Source organism: Streptomyces crystallinus (assembly GCF_039521265.1).
GTDB classification, from domain to species: Bacteria; Actinomycetota; Actinomycetes; order Streptomycetales; family Streptomycetaceae; genus Streptomyces; species Streptomyces crystallinus.
Genome location: NZ_BAAACA010000014.1, coordinates 17,349 through 35,340 on the forward strand (window position 1 = coordinate 17,349; position 17,992 = coordinate 35,340).

Below are 17,992 nucleotides of genomic sequence, written 5' to 3' on the forward strand. Positions count from 1 at the left end.
GAGGCCAGAGCGTATTTCTTTTGGACCGACCGCAGGAGCTCCAAGTGTGCGGTCAGCGGGCGATCGAGATCGCGAAGGGCTTGAATCCGCTCGACCGGATCACATGCGGTACGAACAGTATCGCGGCCTCGGTGGCACGGGCGGTCCGTATGCCGCCGAGATCAGTGATCCACTCGTTGCGCCAGCCCAGGTCGTTGAGCAGCTCACGGACGGTCTGCTTGGCCTGCGGGTCCTCGCCGGAGAGAAAGACGTCGGGCGACTGAGCGAGCGCAGCCGGCGCGGTCATCACCGGGAAGAGCATGGTGTTGAGAGTCTTGACGACGCGCGTGTCAGGGAGCGCTTGCTGGAGTTGCTCGGCAAGGCTGGAGCCGGGATAGATCAGATCGGCGGGCAGTCCGTCCGGTCCGTCGACGGTGGCGTTGGAGACGTCGACGAGGATCTTGCCGCGAAGTTCCTCACGCAAGGCGACGAGGCGGTCCAGTGAGCCCTCGCCGGGGGTGGCGTTGATGACGATCCGGGCTGTCCTGGCAGCGGCGGCGGCAGCGCCCGGCGTACGGTCCGCCACGGTCACCTCATGCCCCGCCCGGGTGAGAGCTGCGGCCAGGTTGCCGCCGACGCGGCCGTTACCGAGAACTGCGATCGTGGTCATGATGGAACTGGTCCTTCCGTGCGTACAGGTTGGGGGGTTGTGGTGTGCGGTCAGCGTGAGAGCGTGGCGACGGCCTCGGCGTGGACGCCGGGCGCGGCAGCCAGGAAACTCTCGCTCTGCGGGTTCCAGGGTCGGCCCTCGGCGTCGGAGAGCTTCCCGCCGGCCTCGACGACGAGCAGTGCCCCGGGCAGCAAGTCCGCGCGGGCGCCCGCGAACTGCCAGAAGGCGTCGGTCCGTCCGGCGGCCACGTCCAGCAGGTGCAGAGTCGCGGGCACGGCGGTACGGACGACTAGCGCATCGAAGAGCATCGCAGTGATCGAGTCGCCCACGCGCCGCACGACTCTCTCGTCCTCGTCCGGCCGGGCCTGGCTGGTGGCCACGATGCTCAGGCCGAGCTCCGCGGTCGGGGAGACGTGCAGCGGTCGGCCGTCGAGGTAGGCGCCCGCGCCGGTGAGCGCGGTGTAGGTCTCGCCGGTCAGGGGCAGGTGGACCGCGGTGAACACCGGCTGGTTCTCACGTACGAGGGTGGCGGTGACCGCCCACTCCGGCAGGGCGTGCAGGTGGTTGACGTTGCCTTCGGCCGGATCGACGACCCACCATTCGCCGGGCGGCAGCGCCCCGCCGTCCAGTTCGTCCTCCACCCAGCCGGCATCCGGGCGCAGCCGCGTGAGACGGGGGCGCAGGATCTCGAGGGCCGTGTCGTCGTTGGCGGCGAGCGCGTGCATGAGCTCCTGGCGGGTCCGGTAGCGGACCACCTCGCCGAAGCGCTCGCGCAGCGCCGAACCGGCCGCGCGCACGGCGTTCGCCGTCTCGCCGAGCAGGGCGGCGTCGTCGCGGGCGACGTCAGTGGTCTGCGGTGTTTCAAGCATGGTGAAGCTCCTGTGTGAGAAGGGGTGTTGAGGCCATCGGGCCAAGCGGTGCGTTCCGTCGTGCGTTCCGTCGTCCGTTCGCATCTCGAAGGTATCCAGCTCGCTAATTAACTTCAAATGCATGTAAAGCACGGATAGGTTTACTCATATGCAATTGGATTTGAACCTGCTCGCCGCCCTCGACGCACTGCTGGAGGAGGGAAGCGTGGCCGGGGCGGCCGCGCGTCTGCACGTCACCTCCCCCGCGATGAGCCGGAGCCTGGGCCGCATTCGGCGGACGACCGGGGACCAGATCCTGGTCCGCACCGGCCGCACGATGACCCCGACGCCGTACGCGATCGCCGTACGCGAACAGGTGCATGAGCTGCTGCACCAGGTCCAGGGGGTGCTGGCCCCGAGCCGTGAACTCGACCTGGAATCACTGGAGCGCACTTTCACACTCCGCTGGCACGACTCGCTGGTCGCCGCGAGCGGCCCCCCACTGCTCGAGGCCGTGCGCGCAGCGGCGCCGGGCGTACGCTTGCGCTTCCTCGCGGAATCGAGCGTCGACACCCCCGAGTTGCGACGCGGCGAGGTCGACCTGGAGGCGAACGCCAACCGTCCCAGCGCGCCCGACATCCGTGCCGAGAACGTGGGCGAGAGCCCTCTCGTCATCGTCGTGAGGCGGGAACACCCCCTCACCCGTGTCCCGGCCGTCACCGTGGAGCAGTACGCCGCAGCCGAACACGTCACCGTCTCGCGGCGTGGAAACCTCACCAACGCCCTTGACGACGCCCTCGCCAGCCTCGGCCTCACTCGCCGTGTGGTGGCGACCGCGCCCACGGAAGCGGCCGCACTGCAGTTCACGCGCGGCACCGACCTCCTGATCAGCGTGCCCGAAGCCACCACCCGCTCAGCGGTCGCCGACCTCGGCCTGGTCGTACTTCCCCTCCCGCTCGAACTGCCCCCGGCACCGATATACCTGTCGTGGCATCAGCGCTACGACACCGACCACGCCCACACCTGGCTGCGCGGACTGGCGCGAACCGCGCTGGCCACGTGCGCGGCGTCGCCGTGACGCCTCGGACAAATCTGTCCGTCCGGTGTGCCTACCGCGTGACGGTTCGGTGGGCGGAGCCCGCGAGGCGGTCGGCGAGTGCGAGGACGCGGTCGCGCAGTTCGTCCGGGCGCACGATGACGAACGGGAGGTCGAGTGCGGCGAGCACCGCAGGCAACCAGTCGAGCCGCTCGGCCCGTAGCTCAACGCTGAACCAGCGCTCGCCAGCCCGGCCCTCGCCAGTGGGGTCCCCACCAGCCTGGCTCTCGCCTGCCGCAGGCTCGTACTCCTCCAGGATCGCCACGCCGGCGGGAAGGTGGGCACGGATCTGCTCGATGCTCCCCTGAATGCGCAGGGTCACCTCGTACCGGTAGGCAGCGGTAGCGAATCCTGACAACACGCGCTGCGCCGGACTCGGCCCCGTGGGCTCGTCGAAGGAGCCGGGCAAAGCCCTCGCGTCGGCGATGCGGTCGAGCCGGAGGGTGCGGTCCTGGCCGATTCGGGGGTCCGCGCCCGTGACGTACCACCGGCCCGCGTGGGCGACGATTCCGTAGGCGTGCAGCGTGCGGTGGCTGGGCCGGCCGTCGCGGTCGGTGTAGCGGAGGGAGACCGGTCGGCGGTGGCGCACCGCGTCGGCGAGGGTGAGCAGGATGTCGGTGTCCGGAGTCGCGGGCTCACCAGGCTGATCCGTGAAGTCGAGAGCGTCCAGAAGCGTGTCGAGCCGACGGGCGAGGTGTTTGGGCAGGACCCGCCGGATCTTCGCCGAAGCCGTCTCGCTTGCCGTGTGCTGTGTGTTCAGACCCGCTCGGCGGCCGGCGACCAGGCCGAGCAGTACGGCCAGAGCCTCGTCGTCGCTGAGCATGAGCGGGGGAAGGCGGTGACCGGGGGCGAGGCGGTACCCGCCGTAGCGGCCACGCACCGACTCCACCGGTACGTCGAGGTCGATGAGCTGTTCCACGTACCGCCGCACCGTGCGCTCTTCGACGGCGAGCCGGTGGGCGAGTTCGGCCGCGGTGCGGGTGCCGCCCGATTGCAGCAGCTCCAGGAGTGTCAGCACGCGGCCGGCAGGGCGAGGCATGTGCACAGCTTAGGCGGATACCGGACCGATTCTGTCCGCTATTCGTCCTAATCTGCGTGGCGTAAGTGACACACCCAGCCACCAGCCAGGGAGCCCCTGATGCGTTTCGTTTCGATCCGGATCATCACCAGCGACGTCAGCCGCCTCGTCGAGTTCTACGAGCGGGCCACCGGGGTGCCGGCGATATGGGCCACCGAGGACTTCGCCGAACTGCGCACCACCGGCGGGGCCGCCCTCGCCATAGCCGGTACCCGCACGGTCCCGCTGTTCGCACCAGGCTCCGCGCGCCCGGCGGACAACCACAGCGCGATCATCGAGTTCCTCGTCGACGACGTGGATCGCGTCCACCGAAACCTCACCGGTTTCGTCACCGACTTCGTCAACGAGCCCACCACCATGCCCTGGGGCAACCGCTCACTGCTGTTCCGCGACCCCGACGGCAACCTCGTCAACTTCTTCACCCCCGTCACCCCGGCGGCTGTCGAGAAGTTCACGCACGGCCTCTCGCGCTGAGGCACGTGACCGCGTTACGGCCGAGCGCGCACCCTCAGCTCACGAACGCAATCACCAACGCCTGCCGATCCTACCGATCGCCGATCGCCAGATCACCGCGGTGTTCGCGCATGATCGCGGCGGCCTGGGCGAGACTATGTGGGATGGATAGTGCCCCGGGCGGGGCGGTTTTGTCCCCGGGGAGGAATGGCGCCTGTGCTCAGGAATCGAGCACGGCGGCGATGGCTTCGATCTCTACGAGCTGGCTGTCATAGCCGAGCACGGTGACACCCATCAATGTGCTCGGCACGTCGTGGTCACCGAACGCATCCCGGACCACCTCCCACGCCGCCACCAGGTCTTCGCGCCGGTGGGAGGCAACGAGAACACGGGTGCTGATGACATCCTGCAGCGACGCGCCCGAGTCCGTGAGAGCGGTCCGCATGTTCTCCACCGCCCTGGCCGCCTGCCCCGCGACGTCCCCGATCGCCGCGGTGGAGCCATCCTCGTTCAAAGGGCATGCTCCGGCCAGGAAGATCAGCCGCGACTCGGCCGGGGCCGTGGCCGCGTACGCGTACTCCGCAACATCGGACAGGGAGTCAGAACGAATCAATGTGACAGCACGCGGCACGGGCTTCCTCTCGCAGCAGTTCCAGTTGCCCTCACGACCCTCTCAGAGGCCGACTCCGCATTCGACACATTTTCCTGCTGGACGATGCTCTACGAGGTGGCAGCACAGGCGCCCCGGCGTACGAGGAGGGGCGGGCGAACAGGGGGACGGCCCGGGTGCACGGCAGCCGGAGCACGCCCCCTTTCCCAGAGAGGAGGGGCCGGCCCATCCCGCACGCCGGGCCGGCCCCTCCCCCACCACCTTGGTCCCGACTGGATTCGTGGCTGACTACTACCTGTCCACGGCGTCGGTCACACCCTGCCAGCTGTCCAGGTCCGCGATCCGCGCCTCCAGAGCCGGGCGCATACCCGTCGCGCTGGAGACGCCAAGGGCCAGGCGCAGCGGGGGGTTGGGGCTGTCGACGGCGGTCCGGATGCCTGCGGCGACCCGCGCTGCGGCGGAGAACGCGGACGCCGGCATCTCCCCGATGCCCTTCTGAACCTCGCGGACGGTCTGGTCGTAGTCACTCAGGCTTGCTGCGACATCGAGGTTGGCCAGGAAGGGGGTCGCGGTCATCCCGGGCTGGGTGATCGTCACCTTGATGCCGAGCGGTGCGGCCTCGGCCGCGAGCGCGTCCGAGAGGCCCTCGACCGCGTATTTGGTGGCGGCCAGCAGCCCCACGCCGGGATGGGCGGACTGCCCGTAGACCGACGAGCCCTGGAGGATGTGCCCGGAACGCTGGGCGCGGAGCACCGGCAGCGTTGCCCGGAGCACGTTGAGCACTCCGAAGACATTGGTGTCGAACACGGCGCGGGCTTGCGCGTCGGAGGCCTCCTCGACGGCTCCGAACAGTCCGTATCCCGCGTTGTTGGCCACGACGTCGATACGGCCGAACCGTGCGAGCGTGCCGTCCACCGCGTCTTGGACGGATCTCTCGTCACGTACGTCCGCCTGGAGGAGAAGCAGCCTGTCGCCGTGCTCTTGCGCCAGTTCGCCCAGGGAGGAGGTGTCGCGGGCGAGTGCCGCGACGTTTTCGCCGTTCTCGAGTGCCTGGAGGGTCAGTTCGCGGCCGATGCCGGACGTCGCGCCGGTGATCAGCCATGTGCGGAGGTGGGTCTGGTGGTTGAGTGCCTCAGTCATGTTGCGACCGTAAGCCGTTAGCTCGCAACTCGTCAATTGAGATCGGTTGGGAAGTTGCCTACTAGTTGGAGTAGCTCCTCCTGCGCTGCTGTACTGTGAGTGGATGAGCACTCCGGCAGCCGGATCCCGCAAACCCAGCCCACGCACCGTCACGCCGACGGCGGAGACGGTTCTCGCGTTCGTGAATACGCGCGCGGACGGATCGGGCCGCCAAGAGCTGTTCGGGGACGGGGACTCGTTCGCGGCCTGGCTGGCGGAGCGCGACGAGTTCGGCGGCGAGACCGTGGTCACCGACGCTGACGCCGCGGTCGCGCGCGAGCTGCGTGATGCCCTGGTGACTCTGCTGCTCGCACACTCGGGCGATGAGGAAAGCCTGGGTGAACCCCTGCTGCGCGCCGAGCGGCACCTGCGACGTGTGGGGGCGCTCTACCCGCTTGCGACAGTGGTCACGGCAGGCGGTGCAGAGCTGGCCTCGCCACAGGCGGGGGTGCCGCGCGTGTTCGGAACCGTACTGGCCGCGGTGACGATGTTTGCGCAGAGCAGCGACTGGGGGCGCATCAAGGCGTGCCGCAACCCCCCATGCCATTTCGGCTTCTTCGACCGCACCCGCAATGGCGGAGGACTGTACTGCAGTACTGGCTGCGGCTCCCAGGTGTCCATGCGGAAACACCGCCAGCGGCAGCAGCGTGGCGGTGGGGCGCCGTCCGAGGCGTGAGCCTCTTTTCCAGCGGGGAAGGCTCTCCCGACGGGCAGACGCAAGGACCATTACCCGTTCCGGGCTGCTTGCTACTTCGCCGGAGCCGTTGGAGAGCGGGGAAGCAGGGGCGCTGCATCATCGTCTGCGGCCAGGCGACTTCCCACTTGTCGGCTGGCTGTCGGCGGGGAGTCTGAACTGGTCACCGACAGGACGGCGGCGGTGGGACGGCCATCCCAGCCTTCGCATGGACCGAGGAGCCGCCCGGCGCCCGGCTTGTCTTCGGACAGCTGACAGAGACCGCCGAGAAAGAGACTGCCTCCTCAAGGATTTCGGTCGACATTGCCATGCGCCGGTGGCCGAAATTGCCAGGCAGCCCGACGATCGGAGACATGCTGCACATCCACTTCACCGAAGCCGACCTCCGTCAGGTCACCGTCGCGCCCGTCCCCAACGCCCTGCTGGAAGCCGCCCTCAGCGTGCGCTACTTACGCACAGGAAGCACCGGTTCGATACGCCCACGTCCCGGACTGGCACACTGGCGCAAGACGATCGCCCGGAGCGCGGCCCCCCGAGCCGGCGTGCTGCTGCACCTGGATCCCCGCCAAGGGGGCCTGCTCGACTTCTTCATCCACCCCCACACCCCCGAGCTGCACGCCGCTGTCGAACTCGCCGCCTCCACCCCCACATCGGAGCTCGCATCCGAGATCGCCTTCCTCGACCGCCGTGCCCGCGAGACGCCCCCGTTACGCGAGCTCGCAGACGGCACCTCCAAGGGCCGGAGGATCCTGGCAGACGACTCGCTGCGCTACTTCGCTTCCACCCTCGCCCCTCTCTGGCCCCGGATGCAGTCCACCGCCGTCGCTGACCGGGCGCTGCGCGCCGAGGCACTGCTGAGAGGCGGCGTCGACGCCTTGCTGGCCACTTTGGTCCCCGGCTGGTTCTGGCAACCACCGATCTGGCACGTCCCCTCCTCGTGTGCTCCCACCGACGTGCTGCTGGACGGAGAGGGCCTGACCCTCGTTCCGTCCTACTTCGCCCTGGAACCGATGTATCTGCGCCGTCCCGGCCAACCGTGGCTACTGACCTACCCCCTGCACTCTGACGAACCCCCCACGCGTGCCGCCGACACCCTCGGCCCCCTGCTGGGACGCACCCGTGCCGCAGTCCTGGCGAGCCTGCGCCACCCTGCCACCACCACCCAGACAGCCGACCGCGTCGGCATCTCACTTCCTTCGGCAAGCGAGCACACGACCGTCCTGCGCAACGCCGGGCTCATCACCACCACCCGTACCGGCACGGCCGTCCTCCATACCCTGACCCCCCTCGGCGCAGCCCTACTCGGCCAGGACAACTCCGCCAGATGACCGCCACTCTGTCCCCCAGCAAGGCGCGGGCGACTGTGGAACCAGCGGCGAAGCCAAAGACGTGATCAGCGCTGTCGCATCCAGGGGCGCCGAGACCGTCACCATCGCCTCCACGTCGGTGCGTCCGCCGGGGATGTCGGACCGGTACTCGTACGGCCACGGCCCCCGCACTTCGGCAGCACCCTCCCGACCTGGCACTAGGACGATTCTAGGACGGTTGACGGGAGCGTGCCCGTAACGTCACCGCAGTCCGAATCGCCGAAGGCAAGGGGGCACGGGATGCGCGCGGAATCGCTGGGCGAGAAGACATCGGCTCTCTAGGTGGTCAGTTCTGTATCAGCCACGAAAAGCGCCGTCCTGAGACTGTCGTCTTCACGACAGCGTGCATCGAAGCCGAAACCGGCTCCCTCGCGCGAGCGACCCGTCGCAGTGGTCTAGCCGTTGCGCGTGCCGCCAGCCGAAACCGGCTGCGCGCGCGTGCCCCCCTCGGGACCCGAAAAGCCAGACACGATCAGCCACGGTCAATCCGATGTCCGCCCCCAAGCGGGGCCCGGGCCACTCATGGCAGGAGACAGCACCCATGCTCAAGCTCCCCAAGCCCCGACGCGCTATCGCCCTCACCGCCGCCACCCTCGCTCTCGCCGGCGGCGCCGCCATCGGCGCCGGCGGTACTGCGCAGGCCGCCACCACCAGTTGCACCACCATCAACATCGGCAACCCCGGCAACATCAACGTCGGTGGTGTGTACGCGGGCCAGGTGGAGCAGCAGTACGACGGCTGCGGCTACGTCCGAGCCCACTTCCAGTACTCCCACAGTTACTGGCTCGGTCACAGCGGCACCGCCTGGTCGGCACACCCCTGTGTGCAGACGCTCAACTACGTGGGCCAGGCGTGCGCCAGCGGTGACACCGTCGACGGCCCCCAGGACGTGTACTCCGGGTGGGTGCCCATCCACTCGGCCAACCCCGACACCTGGCAGGCGATCGTCACCATCCCCTACGGCTGTTCCCAGGCCGGCGGCTCCTGGCACGCCTACGCCAACGGCGCGAACTGGGGCGAATACTCCTCCTGCTGACCCACACCGCCAGGAGACCGAGGGACTCACCGTGACGGTGTGTCCAACCACACCGCCGTGCCCCACCACGGCGTAAGCGCTCCCGCAGCTGCCGTCAGATTCGGCGCCGAATCCAGGCAAGCCCAGAACCGGGCACTGCCCAAGTCCACGCATCCGCGACGGATCCGTATCCACGTGGTCCCTGGGCGCTTGACATCCCCACCAGGGCTTTTGCGCGTGCACGGCGAAAGCTACCCGTGGCCGCGCGCAACCGAAACCATACGTACGCACCACGGCACGAGTCAGGGCCAGGCGACCTCGCCGCGGTGAGCAGCGGCAGCGTGAGAACTCCAGCGGTTCCACTCCGCCTCGTACCGAGTGCGGGCTCGGGTCTCCTGAGGACCCGCCACAGACTGCCGTGGCCGGGCGCACCGCGATCTTCCTGCGGTACGAGAACGCCTCGGCCCCGGCGGAACCAAAAGTTCAACTCAACCGAACGAACTCAAGGAGGAATCCATGGTTGCGCTCTGGGGGCGCTACGCCCGCTACGCGATCAGCACGATGACCGCCGCGGTCTTCACAAGCGGCTGACACCCCTTCGCGGGTGATCGTCACTGATCGAACCTGAGCGGGTGGCCGGTGTCCCACTGGCCACCCGCGCCGCGAGGGGAGGCGAGGCACGTGTTCGGGACCATGGTCCGGCAGATCCAGTACGGCGCGCGGATGCTGCGAGGCGGGCGGCTGAGCGTCAGCGGCCTGGAGGGCACGGTGGCCGATCTGCGGGCCACGATCGAGGAGTTCGGCGAGCCCGGTGAGGAGGCCGCCGTAATGCTGCCGGGCGGCACGGAGCCGGATCCGCAGATCCAGCGGACGATGGCCGACCGCAGGCTGAAACTGACGGTACGGCAAGCGGCTGGACATGTTCCGTACTATCGCCGCCTCTTCGAGGAACTGGGCCTGAGCTCCCATGACATCTCCCTCGACACGCTCGCGCTGATCCCGCCGACGCCGAAATCGGCGCTGCGCGCCGCGTCGTCGGCGTTCGTCTCCGAGCGCTCCGAGCCGGTTCTGCTGGCCCAGACCACGGGGACGACCGGCACACCGACCGGTGTGTGGTTCTCGCGGTACGAGCTCGAACTCGCCGCCGCGCTGTCGGCCATGTCGTTCCTGATGGGATCCGCCCTGCGCAGCCGGCACATCGTGTTGAGCACGATCAGCTCGCGGGCGACCCTGGCCAAGCTCAACGTGCAGCGCGCACTGGCCATGGTCGGCGCCGGATTCATCGCCATGGGGACCGTGGACCCCCGGATCATCATCGACCGGCTCGCCACCCCCATGCGGCTGCGGGGCAAGGAGCCCCAGGTCTCCCACCTCATCGTGACCGCATCCGCCCTCGGCGGCCTCGTGCAGACCGCGGAACGTGACGGCTGGGCTCCTGCCGACTTCGGTCTGCGGCAGATCCTCGTCGGGGGCGAAGTGCTCAGCGACTCGCTGCGCAGCCGCGCCGAGGAGGCGTTCGGGGCACAGGTCACCGACACGTACTCGATGACCGAGACCATGCCGACCGCCGGGCTCGCGTGCGAGGAAGGCCACCTCCATCTGTCGGCCGAACAGGCCCACATCGAGGTGCTCGACCCACTCACCCACGCCCCGGCCGGACCCGGCGAGGCCGGCACCCTGGTCGTGACGCCGTACACGCAGTACCGCGACACCACGCTCCTGCTGCGCTACGACACCGGCGACCTCGTGCGCCGCCTGCCCGGCGCCGAACCCCCCACCTGCTCCCTGCACGGCATGCCCGCCACCTCACGGATCCTCGGTCGGCACAGCAACGGCTCGCCGGAACTGACCACGCGCGCCGTCCTGGACCGCCTCCAGGCTGAACGGCGACTTCCGCTGCCGACCCGGTATGCCTTGGCGGCAACCTCGGAGAAACCTCGGCTGTACGTGGTCGCGGACCGTCCGTCGCCGGCACTGCTGGCCCGGGTCGAGGAACGGTTCGACGATCTCCCGTTGAGTGGCGTCGTCCTGCTGGAGGATCCCGCCGACCTGCCCGAACCCTGCCGCGTCAGAGCCGATCTGACCGAGCACAGCTTCGAGCTGGCCTCCGCGCGTCGCCACCCGGTATGGAGTGCCCCATGAGCAAACTCGCCCAGGCGCTCACCCTGCTGGCCGCTCTGGCGGCGGTCATCGCACTCGCCGCGCAGTACCAGCGACGCGTCCGCATGCCGCGCCCGCCGGTGGGCCGCTTCGTCCGCTCGGACATCGCGGTGATGACCGTCACCCTGGTCTCGATGCCCTTCATCTACCTGCATCTGCCGCGCACCCTGACGACCTGTGCGTTCGGCGCGGTGTTTCTGGGCGCCTGTTCCATGGCCCTCGCCCCACTCGCCGGCGGGCGGCGCAGTGCGGCCGTGACGCTGGCCCTGGGTGCGTTCATCCTCACCGCCCATCTGGCGGGATGGGTGCCCGCGAGGATCGCCGCGGGTGACCTGCTGCTCGCCCTCGCGGTGATCGGGGTCAGCAACCTTTGGGCCCAGACAGGTATGACCGCGGGCCAGGTCGCGGCGCTGGCCGGTCTCCTCGCACCCTACGACCTGCTGGCGACGGGGCTGACCTCGGTCACCGCCCACCTCGTGCACCGTTTCGCGGGCATGCCGCTCGGGCCGATGCTGGCCGTCAACGACGGCACCTCACCCATCGGGGCGGGGCTCGGTGACTGTCTGATGCTGACGCTGTGGCCGCTCGTCGCCGCCAAGGCCTTCGGACGGGCGGCCGGCTGGTACGGCGCGATCATCGGACTGTGCGTGGTGTCCGTGGTCCTCGCGGCAGCCGTCACGGGTCGGGTCCACGGCGGTGTTCCGCTGCTGACCGGACTCGGCCCGTGCATCGTCGGGCAGTACGCCTACTGGCGCGGGCGCCGCGGACCTGAGCGCCGCACGGTCGAATGGCGCGGCACCGCCGTGGAACCGTCCGCCGACCCCTTCCACGACCAGGACGTGGCCGCCGCCCTGGCAATCGCCGACCGACACCCCGACGGAGAGTGGCTGGCCGTCACCGACGGCCGCGTCGTCGGCCACGCCCCCTCCCCCGGCCGCGCACGCCGCGCTGCCCGCGAGGCGGGGCATACCGCAGTGCCGGTCGTGGTCGCGGTGAGGGCACACGGCACAGCGCCGGAATAGGTCTACCCGGCCACGCCGCGTGCGTCACGGACGAGTGACCAGTGACCAGTGACCAATGACCGTCGGCTTGTTGGGCGCTGCTTACCGACGTGCTGGGTGACCGTTGACAGTGGTCGTCGTTCACCTGCATGTGAAGACGACCAAGATGATCCGTGTAGTCACAGCCGTCTGTATGACGGTGGCCGCAACGGCAGCGGCGGCGCCCTCGCACACTGGTTCCGTAGCGCCTGCTGCCGCCCCTGGGGCCGCCGACGAAACCTGCACTGCGGAGGCGGACGCCTACAGTTCCGACCGGTGGACCTCAGTGCGCTGGCAGAGCTGCCTCAGCACCTACGGCGGCACCCACGGCTCCTTCCAGGCGAAGTGCTGGGGCGGGCAGGTCATCGGCTGGAGTCAGATGACCTGCCGTGTCGGCGGAAAGTTCGAGATCCGTGACGGGCGGAAAAAGCTGGTGAAGAGCGTTGGTTTCGGACTGGTCTACAACGGGCTCAGCGACCAGCCCGCCCTCACCACCAACGCGTTCCGCTTCAACTGTGACGGATGGGCTCACGGTCAGTTCACCTTCAAGACCACCGGCGCCAAAGCCAAACTGACCGGAAACCACAGCAACTACGAGGCCGCCAAAATCCCCGACACCACGGTCACCCGCACCATGTGCTGAACGAGCCAACACCTACCAGCTACCCGAGTTGCCGGCCAGGACTTTGACGCCAGGTTCAAGAGGGCGTGCTCCTGGATCATCGCAGCACCTCGGTGCTCTGGTCCGCTGTGATGGCGGTGCGGAGCGGCAACGCGATGAGCAGCGCCACCGTGATGAGGACTCCGCTCGCCCAGAGCGGCCCGAGGGCCCCGGCTCGGGTGCTGAGGGTGGCCACAGCGATGACGGGGCCGGCGGCGGCGCCCACGTTGAGCGCGGCAGTCGCATACGAGCCTGCCATGGTGGGAGCCCCTGCGGCCTCGTGGAGGACCCGGGTAATCAGCGTGCCGCCCAGCGCGAACGACAGTGCACCCTGCGCGAATACGAGGACGAACAAGGCGAGCGGCTCTCTGGCCAGCACCGCCAGGGCCGGCCAGCCGATGAGCAGCAAGGGTCCGCCGACCGCGACGACCAGACCGGGTCCCCGGTCGGACAGCCGTCCGGCGACGGTGACGCCTGCGAAGGAACCAGCACCGAAGAGCATCAGCGCGACAGACACCCATATCTCGGCCAGCCCGGCGGTGCCGGTCACCACGGGCGCGAGGAAGGTGAGGCTGGCGAACGTCGCCGCGTTCACCAGCGCACCGAGCAGCATCAACAGGACCAACCGCGGCCTGGTGAGCTGAGCGAGCTCCACTCGCAAGGCCGGCCTTCCCGCCACCTCGCCCTCGTCGCGTCCCGCTGGGATTGCCTTCATGATGCCGAGAGCCGCGGGCAGACAAAGAGCGGCTACAGCCCAGAATGTGGCCCGCCAGCCGAGCAACGTGCCGAGCACCGATCCCCCAGGGACACCGGCGATGGTCGCCACCGTCGTGCCCGACAGCAGCACCGCCAAGGCGCGTCCTTTCCGGTCGGGCGGGACCAATGCGGTGGCAGCCGTCAGAGCGACCGCCAGGAACCCTGCGTTCGCGAGCGCGGCGACAATCCGGGTAGCGAACAGGACGGGGAAGCTGGCGGTGCAGGCACCCACGGCGTGAGCTGCCGCGAAAACGAGCACAAACCCGAGGAGGCCGGCGCGCCTGGGCCAGGTACGGGCAAGTACGGCCATGAGAGGGGCACCGACCATCATGCCGATCGCGAACGCCGAGGTGAGAACCCCTGCTGTCCCGACGGTGACGTCAAGATCTGAGGCAATATCGGGCAAGAGGCCCGCGAGCATGAACTCCGAGGTCCCCATGGCGAAGACCGCCAGGGCAAGCAGATACAGCGGCAGAGGCATCGAGTGGCTCCGAGGTGAGAGAAACACGAGAAGGTCATCTCGTCACCGCGGCCAGTCCCCAGCGCACACTCGTCGTACCGCACGGAGCGGCTTGACGACAGGGCTACGAGCTCAGTGGTTCAGGGGGCTGACGGCGTGACCGAAAGCCCCCACCGTGTCTGACTCAGGACTCGACATGGTCCGTACGCTACCCCGCCAATGGCCGCCGAAGCACACAGGTTTCACCGGCATGAAATGCCTTACCAGCGGCAGGCCCCGTACCAGCCGATATTCCTACCGCAGGTCACCGTGAGGTCAGCTGGAGATTCGGGGGAACACGACGTTTCGGGGCGCGCCCTCGGCGCTGTGCCGGTCGCGTGCAGGGCTTGCCGTGAGTCGCATCTGTAGCGTCTGGGGGCGTGCGGTCGCCGCCCGCCTGTCACGAGGACGGCAGCCCCTTGGCGTCCCTGAGGATGGCCCCCGCCAGTTTTGCTCCGGTCAGTTTCGCGCCCGTCAGGTCCGCGCCGGTCAGATTCGCACCGGTCAGATTCGCCTGGCGTAGATCGGCTCCTGTGAGATCCGCCCACGCGAGGAGGGCGCCTGTGAGGTCGGCGCCCCTGAGATCAACCGCCGAGAGGCGAGCGGAGATGAGGTCGGTGCCGCGTAGCACGGCGCAGACGAACGACTGCTCTTCCTGTGGCGACAGCCCCGACACCGACACCAACATGTTCCGGTCGCAGAACTCGACCTTGCGCAGGTCGAGCTGCGGCAGGAACGCCTTTGTGAGGTCGGCCTGGGAGAAGCTGGTCCCGGTGAGGTTCCTGGCGCACGGTCCGATTACGCAGAAGATTGTCCCCTGCAGTTTTGCCCGGGTGAACTTCGTGCCTTGGAGGTCGGTCCCGGGGAACTCGGCCTTGGAGAGGTCAGCGGCGTCGAAGTCGGCACCGCGCAGGTTCGCGCCCTTGAACGTGGCCCCGGTCAGGTTCGCGCCGTACACGGCGGCGTCGGTGAGCTTTGCGCCGTCCAACCTGGCCTTCGGCATGTCCGCTCCACCCAGATCCACGCCGCTCAAGTCCGACTCGGTCATGACCACGCCCGGAAGGTGGATGGAGCGGGCTTGGACGACTTGCGTCGGCTTCCAGCGCGGCAGCGAAGTATGGCTCAGGTCGGTCTCCACCCCGCCGTCCCGGTCAGGGCGGCGGCGTACGAGCACGTCCATCGCGGCCTGGACATCCGGGGCGGGCGCAGGCGTGGTGGCCGGCAGGGGCGCGTGACGCCGTACATAGGCAGTGAGTACGGAGACGACTGCGGGCTGGTCCGCGGCAGAGTCCTTCATGATGCGTTCCAGCGCATAGACGCCGCCGAGCCGGACATCCATCGAATCCGATCCGAGATTGCCGATCGCGGTGTTGAAACGCGTCGTGATCTGGCCCTTCTCCGCGATCCGTAGCTCCTTTCCCGTCTGCCCCACCTGCAGCCAGGTGAAGAGCAGGGCGGCCACCGCAGCGATGCCTGGCAGGCTCAGCAGCAACAGGGTCAGCCGCGACGAGGCCGCGTCCCTCGGCTGCGCCCTGCGGCGGACCGCCGCACGCCGCAGGCGACCGAATCGACGAATCCTCGGCATACCGTCATTGGCCCACACACCAAGGCCACGGCTACGGATGCCACACCGCGACTACTTCCTTCGGAGTCGCACCGACCGGGTCAGACACCGACCACCGACGCGCCGCACCGCGTGCCGCAGTGCCGCACGAACACTGCACGAGCCTGAGGGACAGCTTGGAGACCTCCTTCTCGCGGCCAACCACGAGCAGCCGTGACCGGCACATTCGATGCATTCGATACATTCGATCCAGACGTCAATTGGGAGATGACTGGTCGGCGAGCCGGTTGCTGTGGTCGATCTGCGCCATGTGCGTCTCGGCCCAGACCCGCAGGGCGGCAAGCGGGATTTCGAGGGACAGGCCGAGCTCGGTGAGCCGGTAGTGGACGGCGGGCGGCACGGTGGGTTCCACGCGGCGCGCGACCAGACCATCGCGGACCAGGCTCTGCAGGGTGACGGACAGCATCTTCTGTGAGATGCCCGGGATACGGCGCCGAAGTTCCGCGAAACGGAGCTCACCCGGAGCCTCCTGGGCCAGTACCTTGACCGCCATCGACGTCCACTTGGTGCCGATACGGTCGAGCAACTGGCGGGTCGGGCACAGCGGATCCAGCAGGTCCCCGCGCTCACCGGGTCGCTGGTCACGCTCGCCGAGCCTCGACGTGGTCACCTGGGGCTCACCACCTGAAGGGAAAGTGCCGTCTTGGGAAGACCAGGTTAGTTCCCTAGCGTGACCTGGTCACCATCACTCACCAAGCACTTGGAGCCCCTCCATGCCCGAGCTGCGACGCGTCCTCGCCAACGGTGTCGAACTGAACGTCGCCCTCTGCGGATCGGGCCCCGCAGTCCTGCTGCTGCACGGCTTCCCGCACACCTGGGAGCTGTGGACGGACGTCATGGCCGATCTGTCCAGTCGCTACCGCGTCATCGCGCCGGACCTGCGCGGGTTCGGCGCGAGCAGCCGGGCCGCCTCCGGCTACGACGCGGGCACCCTGGCCAAGGACGCCGCGGCACTCCTCACCACGCTGGGCGTGTCCTCGGCCGCTGTGGTGGGCATCGACGCGGGCACCGCACCGGCCTTCCTCCTCGCCCTGCGCCGCCCAGATCTGGTGCGACGCCTGGTCGTCATGGAGTCCCTGCTGGGCAGGCTGCCCGGCGCCGAGGAATTCCTCGCCGACGGGCCGCCGTGGTGGTTCGGCTTCCACACCGCCGCGCCCAGCCTCGCCGAGACCGTGTTGGAGGGCCACGAGGCTGCCTACGTCGACTGGTTCCTGAACACCGGCACACTCGGTGACGGGGTACGCCCCGCCCTCCGGGACGCGTTCGTCCGCGCATACACCGGCCGCCAGGCACTGAGCTGCGCGTTCTCGTACTACCGCGCCCTGCCCGAGAGCGCAGCCCAGGTCGAGCAGGCCCTCGCCACCACCCGCCTGACGGTGCCCACCATGGCGCTCGGCGCCCGACCCGTCGGCGCTGCGCTGGAACGCCAACTCCGCCCGTTCACCGACGACCTCACCGGCCACGTCATCGAAGACTGTGGCCACATCATCCCCCTCCACCGACCACGCGCCCTGCTCGCGCTGCTGCATCCGTTCCTGGCCGGTGAAGACACGAAAGCAGCGTGACCGGGGCGGGGTTGGCATGCGATATCCGCCCTTCAGCCCACGGACAGGGGGTGGGCTCAAGACGACCGCACGAGGAACCGCCGTGGGCCGCCGCGTTCAGCGTGCTGCGCAGGAAGCCGGCCAGGTGCGGCGGGGAGCGGCTCACTCGTGCGAGTGATGTTCCTTAAACATCGAATCATCTCTTCGGGTGGGATTTCATCAATCATCTTTCGAAATGCACCCAGAAACATGGATTCTCCTCTGTGAAGGCGCTGTTCTCGGAGAGCTGGCTCTCCTCAACGACCACGCGGCGCCACCACGGGGGAAGGAGACCTCATGTTCCCGCTCAAACGCCTGGTGCAACTCGGGGTGACAGCCACTGCGGCAACAGCCCTCATCGTCGGGCTCACCGCCAATGCCGAAGCGGCCCACGGCACTTTGACCCTCAAGTACCCCCGTGGCCACACCATCGATGTCACCAACCGGGCCAACTTCATCTGCTTCGCCATCCAGGGCGCGTCAGAGGCCGACAACAGGACCGACGCAAACGCGTTCTTCTACGCGGACGGGTCCTGCTCCGGCACGGTGAGCGTAATTGTCCCACCCAACGTCCACTCGAGCTTCTCGCCTCAGAACGGCCTGGTCTTCCGCCCTGTCACCGACACGGCCGCAGAGGACCGGTCCCACACCTGAGCTCCGCTCCAAGCGTTCGCTTGGCC

At 68.7% G+C, this 17,992-nt stretch carries 18 protein-coding genes; 10 read left to right on the forward strand and 8 right to left on the reverse strand.

What is annotated here, in order from left to right; genetic code table 11:
* Positions 1 to 52: 52 nt before the first annotated feature.
* A complete protein-coding gene (locus ABD236_RS10650) occupies positions 53 to 649 on the reverse strand; it encodes an NADPH-dependent F420 reductase (protein ID WP_344072855.1) in 597 nt (198 codons plus the stop codon).
* 50 nt (positions 650 to 699) lie between these two features.
* Positions 700 to 1,518, reverse strand: coding sequence for an inositol monophosphatase family protein (locus tag ABD236_RS10655; RefSeq protein ID WP_344072857.1), 819 nt, complete (start codon positions 1,516 to 1,518; stop codon positions 700 to 702).
* 148 nt (positions 1,519 to 1,666) lie between these two features.
* On the opposite strand from ABD236_RS10655, the gene ABD236_RS10660 reads away from it, so the two are divergent.
* Positions 1,667 to 2,575 carry a LysR family transcriptional regulator gene (locus tag ABD236_RS10660; protein WP_344072859.1) on the forward strand — a complete coding sequence of 303 codons (909 nt, stop codon included), beginning with the start codon at positions 1,667 to 1,669 and terminating at the stop codon, positions 2,573 to 2,575.
* A gap of 31 nt (positions 2,576 to 2,606) precedes the next feature.
* Here ABD236_RS10660 and ABD236_RS10665 read toward each other — a convergent pair whose 3' ends face one another.
* On the reverse strand, positions 2,607 to 3,632 hold the full coding sequence (locus ABD236_RS10665; protein WP_344072861.1) for a helix-turn-helix transcriptional regulator: 1,026 nt from the start codon (positions 3,630 to 3,632) through the stop codon (positions 2,607 to 2,609).
* Between the two features lie 99 nt (positions 3,633 to 3,731).
* Here ABD236_RS10665 and ABD236_RS10670 point away from each other — a divergent pair, with 99 nt between their 5' ends.
* Positions 3,732 to 4,145: a VOC family protein gene (locus ABD236_RS10670; protein ID WP_344072863.1), complete on the forward strand. Its 414-nt coding sequence runs from the start codon at positions 3,732 to 3,734 to the stop codon at positions 4,143 to 4,145.
* Between the two features lie 199 nt (positions 4,146 to 4,344).
* On the opposite strand, the gene ABD236_RS10675 is transcribed toward ABD236_RS10670, so the two are convergent.
* Positions 4,345 to 4,755, reverse strand: coding sequence for a RidA family protein (locus ABD236_RS10675; protein ID WP_344072865.1), 411 nt, complete (start codon positions 4,753 to 4,755; stop codon positions 4,345 to 4,347).
* 270 nt (positions 4,756 to 5,025) lie between these two features.
* Positions 5,026 to 5,874 carry an SDR family NAD(P)-dependent oxidoreductase gene (locus ABD236_RS10680; protein ID WP_344072867.1) on the reverse strand — a complete coding sequence of 283 codons (849 nt, stop codon included), beginning with the start codon at positions 5,872 to 5,874 and terminating at the stop codon, positions 5,026 to 5,028.
* Between the two features lie 103 nt (positions 5,875 to 5,977).
* On the opposite strand from ABD236_RS10680, the gene ABD236_RS10685 reads away from it, so the two are divergent.
* The 6 genes from ABD236_RS10685 to ABD236_RS10710 all read left to right on the forward strand — a co-directional run bounded on the left by ABD236_RS10685 (position 5,978) and on the right by ABD236_RS10710 (position 12,832).
* Entirely contained in the window at positions 5,978 to 6,589 is a 612-nt protein-coding gene (locus tag ABD236_RS10685) for a CGNR zinc finger domain-containing protein (RefSeq protein ID WP_344072869.1), read from the forward strand.
* 371 nt (positions 6,590 to 6,960) lie between these two features.
* The gene (locus tag ABD236_RS10690) at positions 6,961 to 7,935 is read left to right on the forward strand and encodes an ArsR/SmtB family transcription factor (RefSeq protein WP_344072871.1); all 975 of its coding nucleotides are present in this window, start codon (positions 6,961 to 6,963) and stop codon (positions 7,933 to 7,935) included.
* A gap of 580 nt (positions 7,936 to 8,515) precedes the next feature.
* Complete coding sequence (locus ABD236_RS10695) at positions 8,516 to 9,010, forward strand: hypothetical protein (protein WP_344072873.1); 495 nt, start codon at positions 8,516 to 8,518, stop codon at positions 9,008 to 9,010.
* Between the two features lie 660 nt (positions 9,011 to 9,670).
* Entirely contained in the window at positions 9,671 to 11,131 is a 1,461-nt protein-coding gene (locus ABD236_RS10700; protein WP_344072875.1) for a phenylacetate--CoA ligase family protein, read from the forward strand.
* Entirely contained in the window at positions 11,128 to 12,171 is a 1,044-nt protein-coding gene (locus tag ABD236_RS10705; protein ID WP_344072877.1) for a hypothetical protein, read from the forward strand. The genes ABD236_RS10700 and ABD236_RS10705 overlap by 4 nt, the downstream gene beginning before the upstream one ends.
* Positions 12,172 to 12,343: 172 nt before the next feature.
* On the forward strand, positions 12,344 to 12,832 hold the full coding sequence (locus ABD236_RS10710) for a hypothetical protein (protein WP_344072879.1): 489 nt from the start codon (positions 12,344 to 12,346) through the stop codon (positions 12,830 to 12,832).
* A 76-nt stretch (positions 12,833 to 12,908) separates the two neighbouring features.
* Here ABD236_RS10710 and ABD236_RS10715 read toward each other — a convergent pair whose 3' ends face one another.
* The 3 genes from ABD236_RS10715 to ABD236_RS10725 all read right to left on the reverse strand — a co-directional run bounded on the left by ABD236_RS10715 (position 12,909) and on the right by ABD236_RS10725 (position 16,339).
* Positions 12,909 to 14,087, reverse strand: coding sequence for a Cmx/CmrA family chloramphenicol efflux MFS transporter (locus tag ABD236_RS10715; protein ID WP_344072881.1), 1,179 nt, complete (start codon positions 14,085 to 14,087; stop codon positions 12,909 to 12,911).
* Between the two features lie 418 nt (positions 14,088 to 14,505).
* Positions 14,506 to 15,597 carry a pentapeptide repeat-containing protein gene (locus ABD236_RS10720; protein ID WP_344072883.1) on the reverse strand — a complete coding sequence of 364 codons (1,092 nt, stop codon included), beginning with the start codon at positions 15,595 to 15,597 and terminating at the stop codon, positions 14,506 to 14,508.
* Between the two features lie 328 nt (positions 15,598 to 15,925).
* Positions 15,926 to 16,339: a winged helix-turn-helix transcriptional regulator gene (locus tag ABD236_RS10725; RefSeq protein WP_344072885.1), complete on the reverse strand. Its 414-nt coding sequence runs from the start codon at positions 16,337 to 16,339 to the stop codon at positions 15,926 to 15,928.
* A gap of 103 nt (positions 16,340 to 16,442) precedes the next feature.
* On the opposite strand from ABD236_RS10725, the gene ABD236_RS10730 reads away from it, so the two are divergent.
* The gene (locus ABD236_RS10730; RefSeq protein ID WP_344072887.1) at positions 16,443 to 17,294 is read left to right on the forward strand and encodes an alpha/beta fold hydrolase; all 852 of its coding nucleotides are present in this window, start codon (positions 16,443 to 16,445) and stop codon (positions 17,292 to 17,294) included.
* A 315-nt stretch (positions 17,295 to 17,609) separates the two neighbouring features.
* On the forward strand, positions 17,610 to 17,966 hold the full coding sequence (locus ABD236_RS10735) for a hypothetical protein (protein ID WP_344072889.1): 357 nt from the start codon (positions 17,610 to 17,612) through the stop codon (positions 17,964 to 17,966).
* The last annotated feature ends 26 nt before the right edge of the window (positions 17,967 to 17,992 follow it).

What these genes read in the sequence shown, in the direction of transcription:
- ABD236_RS10690 (WP_344072871.1), top strand. Translation starts at nt 6,961, where the DNA reads ATGCTGCACATCCACTTCACCGAAGCCGACCTCCGTCAGGTCACCGTC.
- ABD236_RS10660 (WP_344072859.1), top strand. Translation starts at nt 1,667, where the DNA reads ATGCAATTGGATTTGAACCTGCTCGCCGCCCTCGACGCACTGCTGGAG.
- ABD236_RS10735 (WP_344072889.1), top strand. Translation starts at nt 17,610, where the DNA reads ATGTTCCCGCTCAAACGCCTGGTGCAACTCGGGGTGACAGCCACTGCG.
- ABD236_RS10665 (WP_344072861.1), bottom strand. Translation starts at nt 3,632, where the DNA reads ATGCCTCGCCCTGCCGGCCGCGTGCTGACACTCCTGGAGCTGCTGCAA.
- ABD236_RS10655 (WP_344072857.1), bottom strand. Translation starts at nt 1,518, where the DNA reads ATGCTTGAAACACCGCAGACCACTGACGTCGCCCGCGACGACGCCGCC.
- ABD236_RS10730 (WP_344072887.1), top strand. Translation starts at nt 16,443, where the DNA reads ATGCCCGAGCTGCGACGCGTCCTCGCCAACGGTGTCGAACTGAACGTC.
- ABD236_RS10680 (WP_344072867.1), bottom strand. Translation starts at nt 5,874, where the DNA reads ATGACTGAGGCACTCAACCACCAGACCCACCTCCGCACATGGCTGATC.
- ABD236_RS10670 (WP_344072863.1), top strand. Translation starts at nt 3,732, where the DNA reads ATGCGTTTCGTTTCGATCCGGATCATCACCAGCGACGTCAGCCGCCTC.
- ABD236_RS10715 (WP_344072881.1), bottom strand. Translation starts at nt 14,087, where the DNA reads ATGCCTCTGCCGCTGTATCTGCTTGCCCTGGCGGTCTTCGCCATGGGG.
- ABD236_RS10710 (WP_344072879.1), top strand. Translation starts at nt 12,344, where the DNA reads ATGACGGTGGCCGCAACGGCAGCGGCGGCGCCCTCGCACACTGGTTCC.
- ABD236_RS10695 (WP_344072873.1), top strand. Translation starts at nt 8,516, where the DNA reads ATGCTCAAGCTCCCCAAGCCCCGACGCGCTATCGCCCTCACCGCCGCC.
- ABD236_RS10685 (WP_344072869.1), top strand. Translation starts at nt 5,978, where the DNA reads ATGAGCACTCCGGCAGCCGGATCCCGCAAACCCAGCCCACGCACCGTC.
- ABD236_RS10705 (WP_344072877.1), top strand. Translation starts at nt 11,128, where the DNA reads ATGAGCAAACTCGCCCAGGCGCTCACCCTGCTGGCCGCTCTGGCGGCG.
- ABD236_RS10650 (WP_344072855.1), bottom strand. Translation starts at nt 649, where the DNA reads ATGACCACGATCGCAGTTCTCGGTAACGGCCGCGTCGGCGGCAACCTG.